Annotated in this window: 13 protein-coding genes; 4 read left to right on the plus strand and 9 right to left on the minus strand. The window is 64.9% G+C overall.

Going from position 1 to position 16,437, the window contains the following annotated elements; genetic code table 11:
• Window positions 1–51 precede the first annotated feature (51 nt).
• The 5 genes from G365_RS0104475 to hflK form a co-directional block, all read right to left on the minus strand.
• Complete coding sequence (locus G365_RS0104475) at window positions 52–1,908, minus strand: ABC transporter ATP-binding protein (RefSeq protein WP_019644307.1); 1,857 nt, start codon at window positions 1,906–1,908, stop codon at window positions 52–54.
• Complete coding sequence (locus tag G365_RS20330) at window positions 1,905–3,671, minus strand: ABC transporter ATP-binding protein (protein ID WP_019644308.1); 1,767 nt, start codon at window positions 3,669–3,671, stop codon at window positions 1,905–1,907. Before G365_RS20330 ends, G365_RS0104475 begins: the two co-directional genes overlap by 4 nt.
• A gap of 253 nt (window positions 3,672–3,924) precedes the next feature.
• Window positions 3,925–5,520, minus strand: coding sequence for a DegQ family serine endoprotease (locus G365_RS0104485; protein WP_019644309.1), 1,596 nt, complete (start codon window positions 5,518–5,520; stop codon window positions 3,925–3,927).
• A 390-nt stretch (window positions 5,521–5,910) separates the two neighbouring features.
• Window positions 5,911–6,780 (minus strand): protease modulator HflC, encoded by an 870-nt coding sequence (gene hflC, locus G365_RS0104490; RefSeq protein WP_019644310.1) that lies wholly within the window; start codon window positions 6,778–6,780, stop codon window positions 5,911–5,913.
• Window positions 6,780–7,946, minus strand: a complete 1,167-nt coding sequence (hflK, locus tag G365_RS0104495) for an FtsH protease activity modulator HflK (protein ID WP_019644311.1) — start codon at window positions 7,944–7,946, stop codon at window positions 6,780–6,782. Before hflK ends, hflC begins: the two co-directional genes overlap by 1 nt.
• A gap of 372 nt (window positions 7,947–8,318) precedes the next feature.
• Between hflK and apbC the strand changes: the two genes are divergently transcribed.
• The gene (gene apbC / locus G365_RS0104500) at window positions 8,319–9,470 is read left to right on the plus strand and encodes an iron-sulfur cluster carrier protein ApbC (protein WP_019644312.1); all 1,152 of its coding nucleotides are present in this window, start codon (window positions 8,319–8,321) and stop codon (window positions 9,468–9,470) included.
• A gap of 373 nt (window positions 9,471–9,843) precedes the next feature.
• Window positions 9,844–10,182, plus strand: a complete 339-nt coding sequence (locus G365_RS0104505) for a hypothetical protein (RefSeq protein WP_019644313.1) — start codon at window positions 9,844–9,846, stop codon at window positions 10,180–10,182.
• Window positions 10,183–10,244: 62 nt separating this feature from the next.
• On the opposite strand, the gene G365_RS0104510 is transcribed toward G365_RS0104505, so the two are convergent.
• From G365_RS0104510 to G365_RS0104530, 4 genes are all read right to left on the minus strand, one after another.
• A complete protein-coding gene (locus G365_RS0104510; RefSeq protein ID WP_019644314.1) occupies window positions 10,245–10,685 on the minus strand; it encodes a response regulator in 441 nt (146 codons plus the stop codon).
• Between the two features lie 111 nt (window positions 10,686–10,796).
• On the minus strand, window positions 10,797–11,315 hold the full coding sequence (locus G365_RS0104515) for a dihydrofolate reductase (RefSeq protein ID WP_019644315.1): 519 nt from the start codon (window positions 11,313–11,315) through the stop codon (window positions 10,797–10,799).
• Window positions 11,312–12,106, minus strand: a complete 795-nt coding sequence (locus G365_RS0104520; protein ID WP_019644316.1) for a thymidylate synthase — start codon at window positions 12,104–12,106, stop codon at window positions 11,312–11,314. The genes G365_RS0104515 and G365_RS0104520 overlap by 4 nt, the downstream gene beginning before the upstream one ends.
• Window positions 12,107–12,297: 191 nt before the next feature.
• Complete coding sequence (locus G365_RS0104530) at window positions 12,298–14,214, minus strand: ABC-F family ATP-binding cassette domain-containing protein (RefSeq protein ID WP_019644318.1); 1,917 nt, start codon at window positions 14,212–14,214, stop codon at window positions 12,298–12,300.
• 228 nt (window positions 14,215–14,442) lie between these two features.
• Here G365_RS0104530 and ndk point away from each other — a divergent pair, with 228 nt between their 5' ends.
• A complete protein-coding gene (ndk, locus tag G365_RS0104535; protein ID WP_019644319.1) occupies window positions 14,443–14,865 on the plus strand; it encodes a nucleoside-diphosphate kinase in 423 nt (140 codons plus the stop codon).
• Between the two features lie 227 nt (window positions 14,866–15,092).
• Window positions 15,093–16,295, plus strand: coding sequence for a pyridoxal phosphate-dependent aminotransferase (locus G365_RS0104540; RefSeq protein ID WP_019644320.1), 1,203 nt, complete (start codon window positions 15,093–15,095; stop codon window positions 16,293–16,295).
• Window positions 16,296–16,437 lie beyond the last annotated feature (142 nt).

Consider the following 16,437-nt stretch of genomic DNA (forward strand, 5'->3'; position numbering starts at 1 on the left):
GGACAGTCCGGACTGACTGTAGGAACAAACAGCAGATAATGCAAATCATTCTTAATTGATGGAGGCGCCCCGGTGCCAGCCGGGGGCAGCGGACAGGGCGGCCCACAGGCTGCCGTACACCGGGCTGGTGCCCAGCAGATCATTGTGGGTGCCGCAGGACTCAACCCGGCCCTGATCGAGAACGACGATGCAGTCCGCGTTGCGGATGGTCCACAGGCGGTGAGCGATGACAATCAGGGTGCGGCCCTGCGCCAGTTCGGACAGGGCATCCTGCACCAGCCGTTCGTTCTCCACATCCAGCGCCGAGGTCGCTTCGTCGAGGATCATCACCGGGCAATCCTGTAAAAACAGCCGGGCCAGTGCCAGTCGCTGCCGTTCGCCGCCGGACAGGGCCGCCCCGCCGTTGCTGAGGACGGTGTCATAGCCCTGCGGCATCGACAGGATCAGGTCATGGCAGCGGGCCCGGCGGGCGGCGGTTTCGATCTCCTCCTGCGGGGCCGACGGGCGGCCCAGCCGGATATTGTCGCGGACCGACAGGCTGAACAGGGTGACATGCTGCGGCATCATGCCGACCAGCCCGGTGGCCAGCCCGGTGGCCAACCCGGTGGCCAGCTCGGCAACCCCGTGCGGTGGCAGGGCGGCCCGGTCCTGCCCACCCAGCAGGATCTGCCCGGACGTCGGGGTCAGCAGTCCGGCGGCAAGATGGGCGACGGTGGTCTTGCCTGCTCCGGTGTGACCGACCAGCGCGGTCAGCCGGCCCGCCGGGGCGGTGAAGCTGGCTTCTCGCAGGGCGGTGGTGCCGTCGGCATGGGTCAGGCTGACCGCCCGGAAGGTGACATCCGGCGGGCTGACCGTGGCCGCAAGGGGGCCGGTGGCTGCCGGGCCGGTGTCAGCGGAGATTGGCCCGGACAGGCCGGTGTCCGTAAAAGCAGACCCGGACAGGTCTGAGAGGCGGCGGGCGGAAATCGACATCTGTTGCAGCAGAGAGGAAAACTCCACCAGCTCAATCACCGGGCCGAACAGGCGCAGGGTCAGGAACAGGAACAGCAGGAACGGTCCGGCGGTCAGCTCCCCGGCGATCAGGCGGTGGGTTGCCATGCCGATGGTGACCGATCCGGCCCCGGCCACCAGCACCGGCACGCAGATGGCGGCGACAACATAGCGTGCGGTCAGGGCCTTTCCTGCATCGCGCATCCGTTCCATCGCCTGATGGGCCCGGTGCAGGTGGCGGGTGGTCAGGGCAAACGACTTCAGCACCGGCATGCCGTGCAGCATGTCGATCAGGCGGTCGTTCAGCTCGGCCCCGGCCCCGGCCAGATGCTCCCCGGCCTGCCGTTGCAGGCGGGCCGCCAGCAGCAGCGCCGGGCCGAGCAGCCCGGCGGCCACCAGCAGCGGCAGGCCCAGCACCGGGTCGGCCGCCATCGCCCCGGCAATCGCCGCCAGCGGAAACAGGATGCCCTGCACCATCTTCGGCAGGATGATGCCGGGGAACACCTCCAGCCGGGCTATATCGGTCATCAGCACCGAGGCCGGGTCCGGCCCGGCCCCGCCGGTGTTACCGTTCCGGCCGGGCCGGGGGCTGCGCAGGCGTATCAGGCACTCCCGGCGCAGGCGGGCCGTCATGCTGTATCCGGCGAGGGTTCCGGCCCGTCCGGCGGCGCGGGCCACCAGCAGGTGCAGCAGAAAGCCGAGGCCCAGCACCCCGGCGACGCTGCCTGCCGGGGGCAGGCCCGGCAGCCCCGGCAACGGCGGTACATGGGCGGGGTCCAGGAGGAGCGCGGCGATCCAGACCGCCATCGACAGCGGCACGATCAGCAGCAGGCCTTCCGCCAGCCGCAGCACCAGCGACAGGATCAGGGACGGGCGTTCCGGTCCGGCCAGCCGGAGCAGGTCGAGAAGGGCGGTCATGCGTGTTTTCCTGAAGAACGGAGATCCCAGCCGAGGTTACTCTGCTGGAGTGACCACAGCCGGGCATAGGCCGGGCAGGTGGCGAGAAGGTGCGGGTGGTCGCCTTCGGCGGTCACCGTTCCACGCTCGACAAACACCAGATGATCGGCATGGCAGGTGCTGTCGAGGCGGTGGGAGACCACGACGATGGTCCGTTCCCCCGGCAGCCCGGCAATCGCCTGCTGAAGCAGCGCCTCATGCACCGGATCGACGGAGGCGGACACCTCGTCCAGCAGCAGCACCGGCGGAGTGGCCAGCAGGGTGCGGGCCAGCGCCAGCCGTTGACGCTGGCCGCCGCTGAGGCGGTGTCCGCCCCGGCCCAGCCGGGTGGCGTAGCCCTCGGGCAGGGCGGCGATCACATCCTCGCAGCGGGCCAGACTGACCGCCCGCCGCAGGGCGGCGTCGGCCTCCGGCCCGTCCGGCGGCAGCCCGCCGGTGGACAGGGCCAGCCGCAGGTTGGCTTCCACCGTATCGTCGAACAGGAAGGTGTCCTGACTGACCAGACCGATGCAGCGGGCCAGATCGGTCGAGGCCAGATCGCGCAGATCGGTGCCGCCCAGCCGGATGCGGCCGCTGTCGGGATCGGAGAAACGGGCCGCCAGCCGCAACAGGGTGCTTTTTCCGGCCCCGGAGGGACCGATGATGGCGGTCAGCTTTCCGGCCGGGATGGTGAAGGTGGCGCTGTCGATGATCAGGGTGTCCTTGGCCCGCAGGCTGACCGCCTCAAAGCTCAGGTCCTTCCGCTGCGGCAGCGGGGCGGGTGTCCCCGGTTCCGGCAGGGCCGGGGCGGTGTGGATGGCGGTGATTTTCCGTTCCGCCTGCACCACCCGCAGGGTGATTTCGCCGTATACCGTCAGGCGCAGCAGCGGCGGCCCCAGTCCGGTGGCGGCGAGCAGGGCGAAGGCGGCCTCTGTCGGCGGGCTGCTGCCGGTGCCGGTCAGCCACAGCGCCAGCGGCGCGATCAGCAGCAGTGACGCCCCGGCCACCACCGTATAGGCCGCCCACGACGGCCCCCACAGACGGTACCAGTCCGCCGCGAAGGCCCGGAAGCCGCTGATCTGGTCCAGCAGGGCGGTTTCCACCGGCGAGCCGGGGGGGACCCCGCGCAGGGTGGGCAGGCCCCGGGTGTATTCCACCGTCGCCCCGTTGATGGCGCCGATCCGGCTGAAGTATTCGCCCATCCGGGTGCCGTGGCCCTGCATCATCCGTTTCTGCACCAAAAGGGCGACCGGCACGATGCCAAGGGCCGCCACCGCATAGCGCCAGTCCACCGCCGCCATCAGCAGCAGGATCAGCAAGGGGGACATCAGGCAGGCGGTCATATCCGGCAGTTGATGGCTGAGGAACAGCTCCAGTGCCTCTACATCCTCATGCAGGGTCCGCTTCAGGGTTCCGGTCTGGCGGGCGGTGAAATAGCCCAGCGGCAGCCGGGGCAGGCGGTCGGCCAGATCACGGCGGATCCGGTACAGGGCATCGAAGGCGGCGGCATGGGCCAGCCCGGTGGACAGGCCCTGTGCCACCGGCGGCAACACCAGACAGGCGGCGAGAAACGCCGCCCCGGACAGCGAGGGGCCGGTGGCCACCCGCACCGCCACCAGAAACGGCAGAACGGCCAGCAGGCTTCCGGCAGCGGCCAGCGCGCAGGCGATGGCAATCGGCCGGCGTTGGGCACGGGCGAGGGTCAGGACGGCTTTCAGGCCGCCCGGAGGAGTATCCTTGGTCACGGCGTCCTCGGAAAATGCACCGGGGGTGATCCCCGGTTTCGGGACGGGGACTGTCCCGGATCCGGCAGGCTGGCGGCCACCGGGATCGGGACGGCAAAACCGTGATCCGGATAAAATGCGGCAGGAACGGGGTGGGGGGAGCAGGCTCCTAAAAGCAGACCGCCCCGGAGGGGGTCTCTCCGGGGCGGCTGTGTTTTGGGCTTTTTCTGGTCCGGTGCGGAACAGGCTCCCGGGGTGTCAGAAATCAGACGGGTCAGTTGTCGATATTGACCGGCACGTACTTCATGTCGTTGCCGACCTGCACCAGCAGCAGCACCGATTTCCGCCCGCTTTCCTTGGTCTTGGCCACCTGCTCGGCCATGTCCCCGGCGGATTTCAGTTCCTTGCCGCCCATTTCCAGCAGCACGTTGCCCCGGCGGATGCCCTTTTCCTCAGCCGGGCCCTTGGCGGTCACATCGGTGACGATCAGGCCCTTGGTGATGGTGTCGGGCAGGTTGTATTTGGCGCGGCTGGCTTCGTTGACCGGGGTGACGGACAGGCCAAGCGACTTGACGGCGGTGGCTTCCACCGAAGCGGTTTCCTTTTTCTTCGGGGCATCGGCCTTGGCCTGCTGTTCCTCGTCCTTCAGCTCGCCGACCTTGACCTTGACGGTCTTGCGTTCACCGTCACGCCAGATCACCACCGGCACGGTTTCGCCGATTTTGCTTTCGGCGACCATGGCGGGCAGGCGGCGCATTTCCTTCACTTCGCGGCTGTCCCACTCCAGAATCACGTCCCCGGTCTGAATTCCGGCACCGATGGCAGGGCTGCCGGTTTCGATGCCAGCCACCAGCGCACCGCGCGCTTTCTTCAGGCCAAGGCTTTCGGCGATCTCGTCCGTGACGGTCTGGATACGGACACCCAGCCAGCCCCGGCGGGTTTTGCCGTATTTTCGCAGGTCTTCCAGCACCGGCTTCAGCAGGTTGGACGGAGAGGCGAAGCCGATACCGACGCTGCCGCCGGAGGGGGAATAGATGGCGGTGTTAACCCCGACCACCTGACCGTCCATGTTGAACAGCGGCCCGCCGGAGTTGCCACGGTTGATCGGGGCATCAGTCTGCAGATAGCTGTCATACGGCCCGGCGTTGATGTCGCGGGTTTTGGCCGAAACGATCCCGGCGGTGACGGTGCCGCCCAGCCCGAAGGGGTTGCCGATGGCCATCACCCAGTCACCGACCCGCGCCTTGTCGGAATCACCGAAATCGACATAGGGCAGCTTGCGCTTGGCATCGACCTTCAGCAGGGCGATATCGACCTTGGTGTCACGGCCGACCAGCTCCGCCTTCAGGGCGGTGTCGTCGGACAGGATGACGGTGATTTCGTCAGCATCCTGAATGACGTGGTTGTTGGTGACGATGTAGCCGTCGGCATCAATGATGAAGCCCGACCCCAGCGAGGTTGCCCGCTGGCTCGGCTGCTCGCCGCCGCCGTTGCGGCCACCGGGGTTCTGGCGTTCAAGGTAATCCTTGAAGAATTCCTCGAACGGCGATCCCGGCGGGAACTGCGGCATGTCGGGGCTGCGGTCAGCCGAAATGGTCTGCGAGGTCGAGATGTTGACCACCGCAGGCAACAGGCGTTCCGCCAGATCGGCGAAGCTGTCGGGGGCGCCCCGGGCCTGTGCCTGTGCCATCTGCGACACCAGCACCATCAGGGCGGCGGCCAGCGCCAGCACCCATCCGGCAGCCGGTCCGGCGCTGAGGCGGGCGGCGATGGCGCGCGGTGCGGCACGGCGGCGCGGGGCCGCCGCTGAAACAGGGCCCGCCGCCGGAGAATGCGGGCGGGAAAGGGGAGTGCGATAGGCAGAAAACACGCTTGCCTCCGTGACAGTCTTCAGGACGGCGTACCCGCCGGATACCCGGTGCCGTGGTCCCGCCGCACCGCCCGCCGCCCCTGACCGGGGCTGTTGAAACATCCAACAGACTCGGCGGCAGGGCGGGGACGGTAGGGCCGGATCACGGCACCCCAGTATGTGGGGCACTCTGTACATGCATTCAAGAACAATTGCCCTGAACGGAGTCTGAACCGGTTGTTTTTCATCGGTACAGACGATGGTCCCCCATTGGGCCGGTCAATCTGGGCGAAAGCAAGGCAGAAGGCCATCGCCGGGGGAGGGCGGGGCGAGCAGGACCGGATTTCGGAGGCTTAAAAACAAAAAAGCGGGGTTTCCCCCGCTTTTTCGGATCATGCACATTTGTCGGGCTTACTTCTGCGGTGCTTTGCCGAAGTAGCGGAAGAATTCGGAATCCGGGCTGAGGACCATGGTGGTCCGCCCATCACCCAGAGCCTGACGGTAGGCATCCATCGAGCGGTAGAAGCGGAAGAATTCCGCATCCTTGCCATAGGCATCGCCGAGGATCTTGTTGCGGGCACCGTCGCCTTCCCCGCGCAGCACTTCCGCCTCGCGGCGGGCGTCGGCCAGCAGGCCGGTGCGGGTACGGTCAGCTTCCGCCTGGATCTTCACCTTCAGCTCTTCGCCTTCGGCGCGCAGCTGGGCTGCCTGCGCCACACGGTCAGACCGCATGCGGTTGAACACCGACTGCGAGGTCTGCTGCGGCAGATCCGTACGGCCGATCCGGACGTCAATGATCTGAATGCCGAATTCCGGGGCGCGCTGGGCGACGGTGCGGCTGATCCGCTTCATCACCTCACCGCGCTTTTCGGTCAGCAGGTCAGTCAGTTCGCTTTCGCCCATTTCCTTGCGGACGGCGGCATTGAGGATGCCGCCCAGACGGTTGCGCAGGTTTTCTTCCAGCCGGACGGTCTTATAGAATTCCAGCGGATCGACAATCCGGTAGCGGGCATAGGTATCGACGATGATGCGCTTCTGATCGACCAGCGGCAGTTCCTGCGTCGGCGGATCAAGGTCCAGCACCCGGTTGTCGTAATACAGCACGTTCTGGATGAACGGGATCTTGAACTGCAGGCCGGGTTCCTTGATCACCCGCACCGGATTGCCGAGCTGCAGGACAATCGCCTGTTCGGTCTGGCGCACGGTGAACAGCGAGCTGCTGGCGAGGATGGCGACAGCCGCGGCGGCAATCCCGAAAATGCCGAGTTTGGTGGTGCTCATCACTTGCTCTCCTGACCCTGAAGCGCTTTACGGACTTCCGGCAGCGGCAGGTACGGCACCGCACCGCCGGCCTTGTCGAGAATGACCTTGTCGGACTGCTTCAGCACGTCCTGCATGGTTTCCAGATACAGGCGCTGGGTGGTGACGTCACGGGCATTGCGATAGGTTTCGTAAACCGACAGGAAGCGGGCGGCTTCCCCTTCGGCATCCTTCACCACGCGGTCGCGGTAAGCGCTGGCTTCCTGAATCAGGCGCTCGGCTTCCCCTTTGGCACGCGGCAGAATGTCGTTGCGGTAGGTGTTGGCTTCGTTCTGCAGGCGCTCTTTATCCTGACGGGCACGCTGCACGTCGTTGAAGGCGTCGATCACTTCCTGCGGCGGGTCAGCCTTCTGCAGCTGCACATCCAGCACGGTCACACCGGCCTTGTAGGTATCAAGAATGCCCTGCAGCAGGTCGCGTGCCCGGGTCTGGGCTTCGCCGCGGCCGGTGGTCATCGCCACTTCCAGCGGGGTGCGGCCGATCACCTCACGCATCGCGCTTTCGGCGGCGGCGCGGATGGTGGTCTCATGATCACGGATGTTGAACAGGAATTCACCGGCATCGCGGATACGCCACTGCACGATGAAATCGACGTCGATGATGTTCTGGTCGCCGGTCAGCATCTGTCCGCCGACGGCGGCATCGGCACCCCGGCGGGCATCACGGCCACCGATGGCAACCTGACGGGTTTCGGTGACGCGCGGGGTCATCACTTCACCGATCGGGGCGGGGAACCAGTAGTTCAGGCCCGGGCCGGTGGTTTTGACAAACTTGCCGAACAGCAGCTCAACGCCCTGCTGATCCGGGTTGACCCGGTAAAAACCGGTGGCCATCCACGCCACCAGCATGCCCAGCACCAGCAGCACGATGGCGCGCGGGCCACCGAAACCGCCGGGCATGGCCTGCTTCAGGCGTTCCTGCCCCTGCCGCAGCAGGTCATCAAGATCCGGGGGCTGCGGGCCACGGCCACCGCCGTTGCCGCCATTGCCGCCGTTACCCCACGGGTTGCCACGGTTGCCGTCGTTACCGGACCCGCCGCCCGAACCGCCGTTGCCGCCGTTGCCGGAGCCACCGCCCCACGGGCCGCCTCCGCCGCCCCAGGGACCGCCCTGATTGCTGGAACCCATTGAGTCCTACCTCTCTATGTTGTCCTGTTCATCCGACAGCCCGAAAAACAGGCCGTAGGGTGGCAAGTGTGGTGAAACCTGACCGCCGTCAAGGCTGTGGCAGGGGAAAACCGTTTTTCTGACCGCCCCCACCGGAAAACCCTACAGCGGTAAAGGGCGAATTGGCACTTGTGTTTATGGCCACAGATGCCGAAATTGCAGGCTCCGGCCCCGGAAAGGCAAGGCGCAATCGCCGGTACCCGTCGGCGGCGGTCGGAAAAGTGTTTTCGCGATATCGTCATCCGGTTATAGGCGATGACGGCGGCGCGGGCAACCACTGGCGGCCGGAAGGGTGTCCGGCGTGCCACAGGTTTTTTTGAGCGAGGATGTAAGATGGCGGCTGTCGTGCAGGAACATGTGATTGCGGCCCTGAAGGGGGTTAACACTCCGCAGGGGCAGGATGTGGTGGCCGCCGGCTGGGTTGCGGGCGTGGTGGTCCGCGACGGGCATGTGATGGTGACGCTGGAAGTGCCGCCGGATCTGGGGCCGTCGCTGGAGCCGGTGCGGAAACTCGCCGAGCAGGTGGTGCATGGCCTGCCCGGCGTGCTGACCGCGCAGGTGGTGCTGACCGCCCACAACAAGCCGGGCCAGAGCGCCACGCCGCAGCAGGGCCATGCTCACGGCCATTCTCACGGGCACGGGCATTCCCACGGTCCGGCAGCCGGGCGCCCGGCTCAGGGCATGCTGGACCTGCCGGGGGTGAAGAAGATCATCGCCGTTGCCTCTGGCAAGGGGGGGGTCGGCAAATCCACCACCGCCGCCAATCTGGCGCTGGCCCTGTCAAAGCTGGGCCTGAAAGTCGGCCTGTTTGATGCTGATATCTATGGCCCCAGCGTGCCGCGCCTGATGGGGATTCCCCACGCCAAGCCGGTAGCAGGCGAGAACGGCGGCATGGAACCGCTGGAGGCACATGGCCTGAAGGTGATGTCGATCGGCTTTCTGGTGCCGGAAGACAGCCCGGTGGTCTGGCGTGGCCCGATGGTGATGGGGGCGCTGGAACAGATGCTGCGGGATGTCAACTGGGGGGATCTGGATGTGATGGTGGTTGATATGCCGCCGGGCACCGGGGATACCCAGCTGACCATGAGCCAGCGGGTGCCGCTGGCCGGGGCGGTGATCGTCTCCACCCCGCAGGATATCGCCCTGCTGGATGCCCGGAAGGGGCTGGCCATGTTCGAGAAGGTCAAGGTGCCGATCCTCGGCATAATCGAGAACATGAGCTATCACGTCTGCTCTAACTGCGGACACCGGGAAGACGTGTTCAGCCATGGCGGGGCGCACCGCACCGCCGATGAACTGGGCGTACCGTTCCTGGGGGATATTCCGCTGGATATCCGCATCCGTGAAACCGCTGATGCCGGAACCCCGGTGGTGATGGCTGATCCTGACGGCCCGCACGCCAAGGCCTACGCCGCGATCGCGGAAACCCTGCGCCAGACCCTGAAGGTGGAAAAGCGGAAGAAGCCCCTGTTCAAGTTCTTCTGATCAAAGTTCTCTGATCAAAGTTCTCTGATTCGGGACAAAGCCTTTATCAGACGGGCGCGGAGGAAATTCCGCGCCCGTTTTTGCGCCGCCACGGTATCCGGCGCTGAAAATTCTGCCAGAGAGATAAACGCCGGTTGACCCGGGGGCTCCCGGAACGGCGGGGCGGGCCTGATTTCAGAAGACCGATTGCGCTTTAACTCATTGAAAAATTTAGCAAGTGATCGGGATCACAGGGAGGTTTTGCCTTCTGTTTCTGCGCAGACACAGTCACGACACCCCCTCCCGCTGCGGCATTTTCGGTCCTATCCTGCCCCTGTCACTTTTCAGGGGTGGAGGTCTGCTCCGTCCCCCTCAGACTGATAGGATACGTCCGATGACCGCTTTGCCCTCAGAAGACCCAATTCTGGCTTTGCGTAAACACATTGAATCGGCAATGGTGAAGAAGGCGGAAACCGATCCGGCCTTCCGTGCCCAGCTTCTGGCCGATCCCGATGCGGCGCTGACCGCCCTGCTGGAACGGGAATCCCCGCTGAAGCTGAAGCTGCGTGTGATTGAAGAGCAGCCGGGTGAAGCCGTGATCGTGCTGCCCGCCGCCGTCAACACCGACGAGCTGCCCGATGAGCTGCTGGATCTGGCCTCCGGTGGTACCAGCTTCAGCGCCTTCATCCTCTACGGCCCTCCGTACCCGGACAAGAAGCCGAAGAAGCGTTGAGGCTTGTAAGCTAAAGAAAAAGCCCGGATCGTCTGGTCCGGGCTTTTTTTGTCAGGCGGGCGTCATGTCCGGGGCAGGCTGACCGTTTGCAGCCAGAATAGCTCAAAGCTTTTCACCACATCCAGAAAGCGGTCAAATTCCACCGGCTTGACGATGTAGGCGTTTGCCCCCAGCGCATAGCAGCTGTTGATATCATCGCGGGCGGAACTGGTGGTCAGCACCGCAATCGGGATTGACCGCAGGGCCGGGTCAGCCTTGACGTCAGCCAGCACCTCGCGGCCATTCTTACGGGGCAGATTCAGGTCCAGCAGCACCACATCCGGCGTTGGGACACTGGCGTAGGGCGGCTGTTTGCGCAGAAACCGCAGCGCCTGTTCCCCATCGTTGACGTGGTGGATATGGTTGGTAGAGGTTCCGCTCGACTTCAGGGCTTCGAATGTCAGCCGGGCATCGCCCGGATTGTCTTCGACCAGCAGAATTTCAGCGGGGCGGCGCAGTGGCATTCCACAGAGTCCTTTACGGCGGTAAGGGTTTCATCGTCGCATACCTGACGGATGCGTCAAGCCTGCGCGAGGATCATGGTCCCTTTGGCCCATCCCTGCTGCCGGTTGGTCTCAGCGGCGTTCCAGCACCACAAAATCATGGGTATGCGTACCGTCGGCAGCCGGTTCGCCGGGGGTGCGGGCGGTTTCCTGCCATGCATCGCGGGCGAAGGCCGGGAAGTGGACGTCCCCCGCCGGATCCATAAACACCTCGGTCAGGTACAGCCGTTGTGCCAGTGGCAGGCCGAGGGCGAACAGGTCTGCCCCGCCGATCACCATTGCTTCCGGCCCGTGGGCGGCAGCGGCGGCCAGCGCGGCAGGGAAGCTGTGGACAGCCTCCACCCCGTCAGCGGTCCATGCCGTGTCGCGGGTCAGCACGATATTGGGGCGGCCGGGAAGGGGGCGGCCAATGGAGACAAAGGTCTTCCGGCCCATGATCACCGGCTTGCCCAGCGTCACCCGCTTAAAATAGCGCAGGTCATCGGGCAGATGCCACGGCAGGGCATTATTGGCCCCGATGACCCCGTTGCGGGCAACGGCGACCACCAGAGACAGGGTTTCGGGCAGCAGAGGGGCAGAGGTCATGGTCATACCGCAATCGGGGCTTTGATCGACGGGTGCGACTGGTAGTTTTCCAGCCGGAAGTGATCGTAGGTGAAGGCAAACAGATCGGTGATGGCGGGGTCAAGCCGCATCTGCGGCAGCGGGAAGAAATCCCGCGACAGCTGTTCCCGCGCCTGATCGAGATGATTCAGATACAGGTGCGCGTCGCCCAGTGTATGCACAAAGTCACCGGGCTGATAGCCGCAGACCTGCGCCAGCATCAGCGTCAGCAGGGCGTAAGAGGCGATGTTGAACGGGACGCCGAGGAAGATATCGGCGGAGCGCTGATAGAGCTGGCATGACAGTCTGCCGTCAGCGACATAGAACTGGAACAGGCAGTGGCACGGCGGCAGGGCCATGGCATTCACTTCTGCCGGGTTCCACGCCGAGACGATATGGCGGCGGCTGTCAGGGTTTGTTTTCAGGCTGTGGACCAGCTGGGCGATCTGGTCGATGGTGCCGCCGCTGCCATCGGGCCACGACCGCCACTGCGCCCCGTAAACCGGGCCGAGGTTGCCGTTTTCGTCGGCCCATTCATCCCAGATGGTGACGCCGTGCTGATGCAGATAGCCGATATTGGTGTCCCCGCGCAGGAACCACAGGAGTTCGTGGATGATCGACTTCAGGTGCAGCTTTTTGGTGGTGACCAGCGGAAAACCGTCGGACAGGTCAAAGCGCATCTGATGGCCGAACACCGACAGGGTACCGGTGCCGGTACGGTCTTCCTTGCGGTGGCCGGTTTCCAGAACCAGCCGCATCAGATCATGATACTGCTTCATGGGGGAGGACCTTTAGAAACGGGGCAGAAACGGGGGCAAAAGCGGGGTCAGAAACAAAATACCGGAAACCCGGCTTGCCGGGCTGACAGGCCCATTGAGGGCCCGTGCCTGTGTCGGGGCGCAGGCCAGGGGCGCGGCTGCGCCCGCCCGGCATTTGCGGGGGAAAACCAATCCTGAGATGACCGTTCCGGTCATGTCAGGGCTTCCGCCTCCTCCCGCTCGGCGGCATCGACGGCTTCCATTGCCTCCATCCACACCGCCTCGGCATCGTCAAGGCGGCGGCTGAGGTCGCCCAGATCTTTCTGGATCTTGGCGACGGCGTCCGCCGGGCCTTCATACAGTTTGGGGTCAGCCAGTTTGGCTTCCAGAACCGCCTTTTTGGCGGTCAGGTCATTGACCTGCTTTTCCGCCTGTTCGGCCTTGCGCTTCAGCGGGGCGATGCGGGCGCGGGCCTCGGCGGCGGCGCGGCGGGCATCCTTGCGGGAGACCTGCGGTTCATCCGTCGACGGGGTGGCATCGCGCCGGGCGTCGCGGGCCTGTGACAGTAGCCACTTTTTATAGTCGTCCATGTCGCCGTCGAACGGGGCGACGCCGCCGTCGGCGACCAGCCACAGCCGGTCGGCACAGGACTCCACCAGATGGGAATCGTGGGTGATCAGGATCACCGCGCCTTCAAACACGTTAAGGGCGGCGACAAGCGCCTCGCGGGTGTCGATGTCCAGATGGTTGGTCGGTTCGTCCAGCACGATCAGGTGCGGCTGTTCCTTACACATCAGGGCGATCAGCAGGCGGGCCTTTTCCCCCCCCGACAGGCTGGAGACTTTGGTGGTGGCATGGTCAACCCCAAAGCCGAACCGCCCGAGGTGGGCGCGCACCTTGCTTTCCGGCGGGGCCATGCCGCCCGGCGGGGTCAGCGCCTTGGTCATGTGGCCCAGCGGGGTGTCGTCGGGGTTCAGCTCGTCGGTCTGGTGCTGGGCGAAGTAACCGATGCGCAGTTTTGACGACCGGCGCATGTCGCCGTCCATCAGGGCCAGCCGCCCGGTCAGCAGTTTGGCCAGCGTCGATTTGCCGTTGCCGTTGGCCCCCAACAGGGCGATGCGGTCATCCTGATCAATGCGCAGGTTGATTTTGCGCAGCACCGCCCGACCGTCGTAGCCGACCACGCCGTTCTCGACGGCGATCACCGGTGGCGACAGCGGCTCGGGATCGGGGAATTCCAGCGTAATCGCCCGTTCCTCGATCACCGAGATCACCGGGCCCATCCGTTCCAGCATCTTGATCCGGCTCTGTGCCTGCCGGGCCTTGCTGGCCTTGGCGCGGAAGCGGTCGATGAACGCTTCCATCTTCTTGCGCTGTTCCATCTGCTTGGCCGACGCCTTGATCATCAGCTCCAGCTTTTCGCGCCGGGTCTTTTCAAAGGTGTCGTAGTTGCCGCCATAGGCAACCAGCTTGCCGTTTTCCAGATGGACGATCCGGTTGGGCACCTCGTTCAGCAGGTCGCGGTCATGCGACACCACAATCAGGGTGCCGGGGTATCCGGCCAGATAATTCTGCAGCCACAGGGTGGCTTCCAGATCCAGGTGGTTGGTCGGTTCGTCAAGCAGCAGCAGATCCGGCTGGGAGAACAGCACCGCCGCCAGCGCCACCCGCATACGCCAGCCGCCGGAATATTCCCGCACCGACCGGCTGTGATGTTCCGCCGGAAAGCCGAGGCCGGACAGGATCTGTGCGGCGCGGGCCGGGGCGGAATGGGCCTGAATCGCCGCCAGCCGCTCGTGCAGTTCGCCCATCCGCTCCGGGGCCGGGTCGTTGTCCAGCTCCGCCAGCAGGGCGGTGCGCTCGGTATCGGCCTCCAGCACGGTGTCAATCAGGGTGCCGGTGCTTTCCGAGGCTTCCTGCCGCAGCCGCCCGACCCGGGCACGCGGACGGATCTGGATATCCCCGGATTCCGGGGCCAGTTCGGCCATCATCAGTTTAAGCAGGGTGGATTTGCCGGTGCCGTTGCGGCCAACCAGACCCACCCGCGCCCCGGCGGGAATGTGAACGGAGGCCTGATCCAGCAGGACACGGCCGCCAATGCGATAGACGACGTCGTTAATGTGCAGCATAGGGGGTGCATAGCACGTTGCCCCCGGCGATGAAATAGCCGCCTGCGGGGTGGCCTGATGACTGCGCCATGACGATTATCTGTGACCCGTGTTTCGGCGGTTGTCTTTCCGGTGGGTTAAGGATATAACCCCGGCGATTTTTCCCGCATTGCCTTTTCCGGGACGCCTGACGTGTCCGGCGGGGGGCAACGCACCAGCCAAGGCTCCAGAAGCCAGAGGGATAAGAAGATGGCCACTGAACGTACTCTGTCGATCATTAAGCCGGATGCCACCCGCCGCAACCTGACCGGCAAGATCAATGCCCGCTTTGAAGATGCCGGCCTGCGCATCGTCGCCCAGAAGCGCGTGCTGCTGACCCAGGCTGAAGCCGAAGGCTTCTACGCCGTGCACCGCGAGCGTTCCTTCTTCCCGGAACTGGTTGCTTTCATGACCTCCGGCCCGGTGGTCGTGCAGGTGCTGGAAGGCGAAAACGCCGTTCTGAAGAACCGTGAAATCATGGGCGCCACCAACCCGGCCAATGCTGCCCCGGGCACCATCCGCGCTGATTTCGCCGAGTCGATCGAAGCCAACTCCGTGCATGGCTCCGACTCGCTGGAAAACGCCAACATTGAAGTGGCGTACTTCTTCGCGCAGACCGAAATCGTCGGCTAATCCAGCCGCCGGTCTCCGGTAAAGAATAAAAAGCGCGGCGGCCGGATGGCTTCCGCGCTTTTTTTCTGCCTGCTGCGTATTTTTTGATCTGCGTCGGGGCTCTCCGCCGGTTCCCTGCTTTGCATTTGGGCAAAGCGCGTTTAGGGTGCTGTCCGCGTGATGAATACCTGTATGCATCCGCCGATCTTATCTTCCCGTTCCACCTTCACAGGACCACCGAGGGCATCATGTCCATTCTCGCCAAGCGTCTGTCCGCCATTAAGCCGTCGCCGACCATTGCCGTGACCCAGAAAGCCGCCGACCTGAAAGCGGCGGGCCGCGACGTGATCGGTCTGGGCGCCGGAGAGCCGGACTTCGATACGCCGGACCATGTCAAAAAGGCGGCGCAGGACGCCATGGCCCGCGGTGAGACCAAGTACACCGCCGTCGCCGGCACCCTTGCCCTGCGCAAGGCGATTGTCGACAAGTTCAAGCGCGAGAATAACCTGACCTACACCCCGGATCAGGTGACCGTCGGCTGCGGCGGCAAGCAGGTGATCTATAACGCCATCATGGCGACCGTCGAGCCTGGCGATGAAGTGATCATCCCCGCCCCGTACTGGGTGTCGTACCCGGATATCACCCTGCTGGCGGGCGGTACCCCGGTGTTTGTGGAATGTGCCGAGGCTGACGCCTTCAAGCTGACCCCGGCGGCGCTGGAACAGGCGATCACCCCGAAGACCAAGTGGCTGGTGCTGAACAGCCCGTCCAACCCGACCGGCGCGGCCTATTCCGCCGCTGACCTGCGGGCGCTGGCCGATGTGCTGCTGAAGCACCCGCATGTCTGGATCATGACCGATGACATGTACGAACATCTGGTCTACGACGACTTCAAGTTCGCCACCATCGCCGAAGTTGAACCGGCGCTGACCGACCGCACCCTGACCATGAACGGGGTGTCGAAGTCCTTCGCCATGACCGGCTGGCGCGTCGGCTATGCCGCCGGTCCGCTGCCGCTGATCAAGGCGATCAACATGATCCAGTCGCAGAGCAGCACCCACACCTCCTCGATCTCGCAGGCCGCTGCCGCTGCCGCGCTGAACGAGCCGATGGACTTCTTCGAAGCCTGGCGTGCCGCTTTCAAGGCCCGCCGCGATCTGGTGGTGAAGATGCTGAACGATGCGGAAGGCCTGTCCTGCCGCACCCCGGAAGGCGCCTTCTACGTCTATCCGTCCTGCGCCGGTGTGCTGGGCAAGACCGCACCGTCGGGCAAGAAGATCGAGTCTGACAGCGATTTCGTCACCGAGCTGCTGGAGTCTGAAGGCGTGGCGGCGGTGCAGGGTGCGGCCTTCGGCCTGTCCCCGTACTTCCGTATCTCCTACGCCACGTCGGAAAAGGCGCTGACCGAGGCCTGCACCCGCATCCAGCGGTTCTGCGCCAGCCTGAAATAAGGCTGTGCGCGCAGCGCGCTGCCATAAAAGAAGTTCTGCTCTGCCGCGTCTGAAACTATAGTTCAGTCATGGCATTGCAGATCATCCTTTCGCCATAAGGATGAAAGATGCTGCCCCCGGTTCCGGTAACGGAGCCGGGGGT

It is taken from the genome of Novispirillum itersonii subsp. itersonii ATCC 12639 (assembly GCF_000381985.1).
Lineage (GTDB): Bacteria > Pseudomonadota > Alphaproteobacteria > Rhodospirillales > Rhodospirillaceae > Novispirillum > Novispirillum itersonii.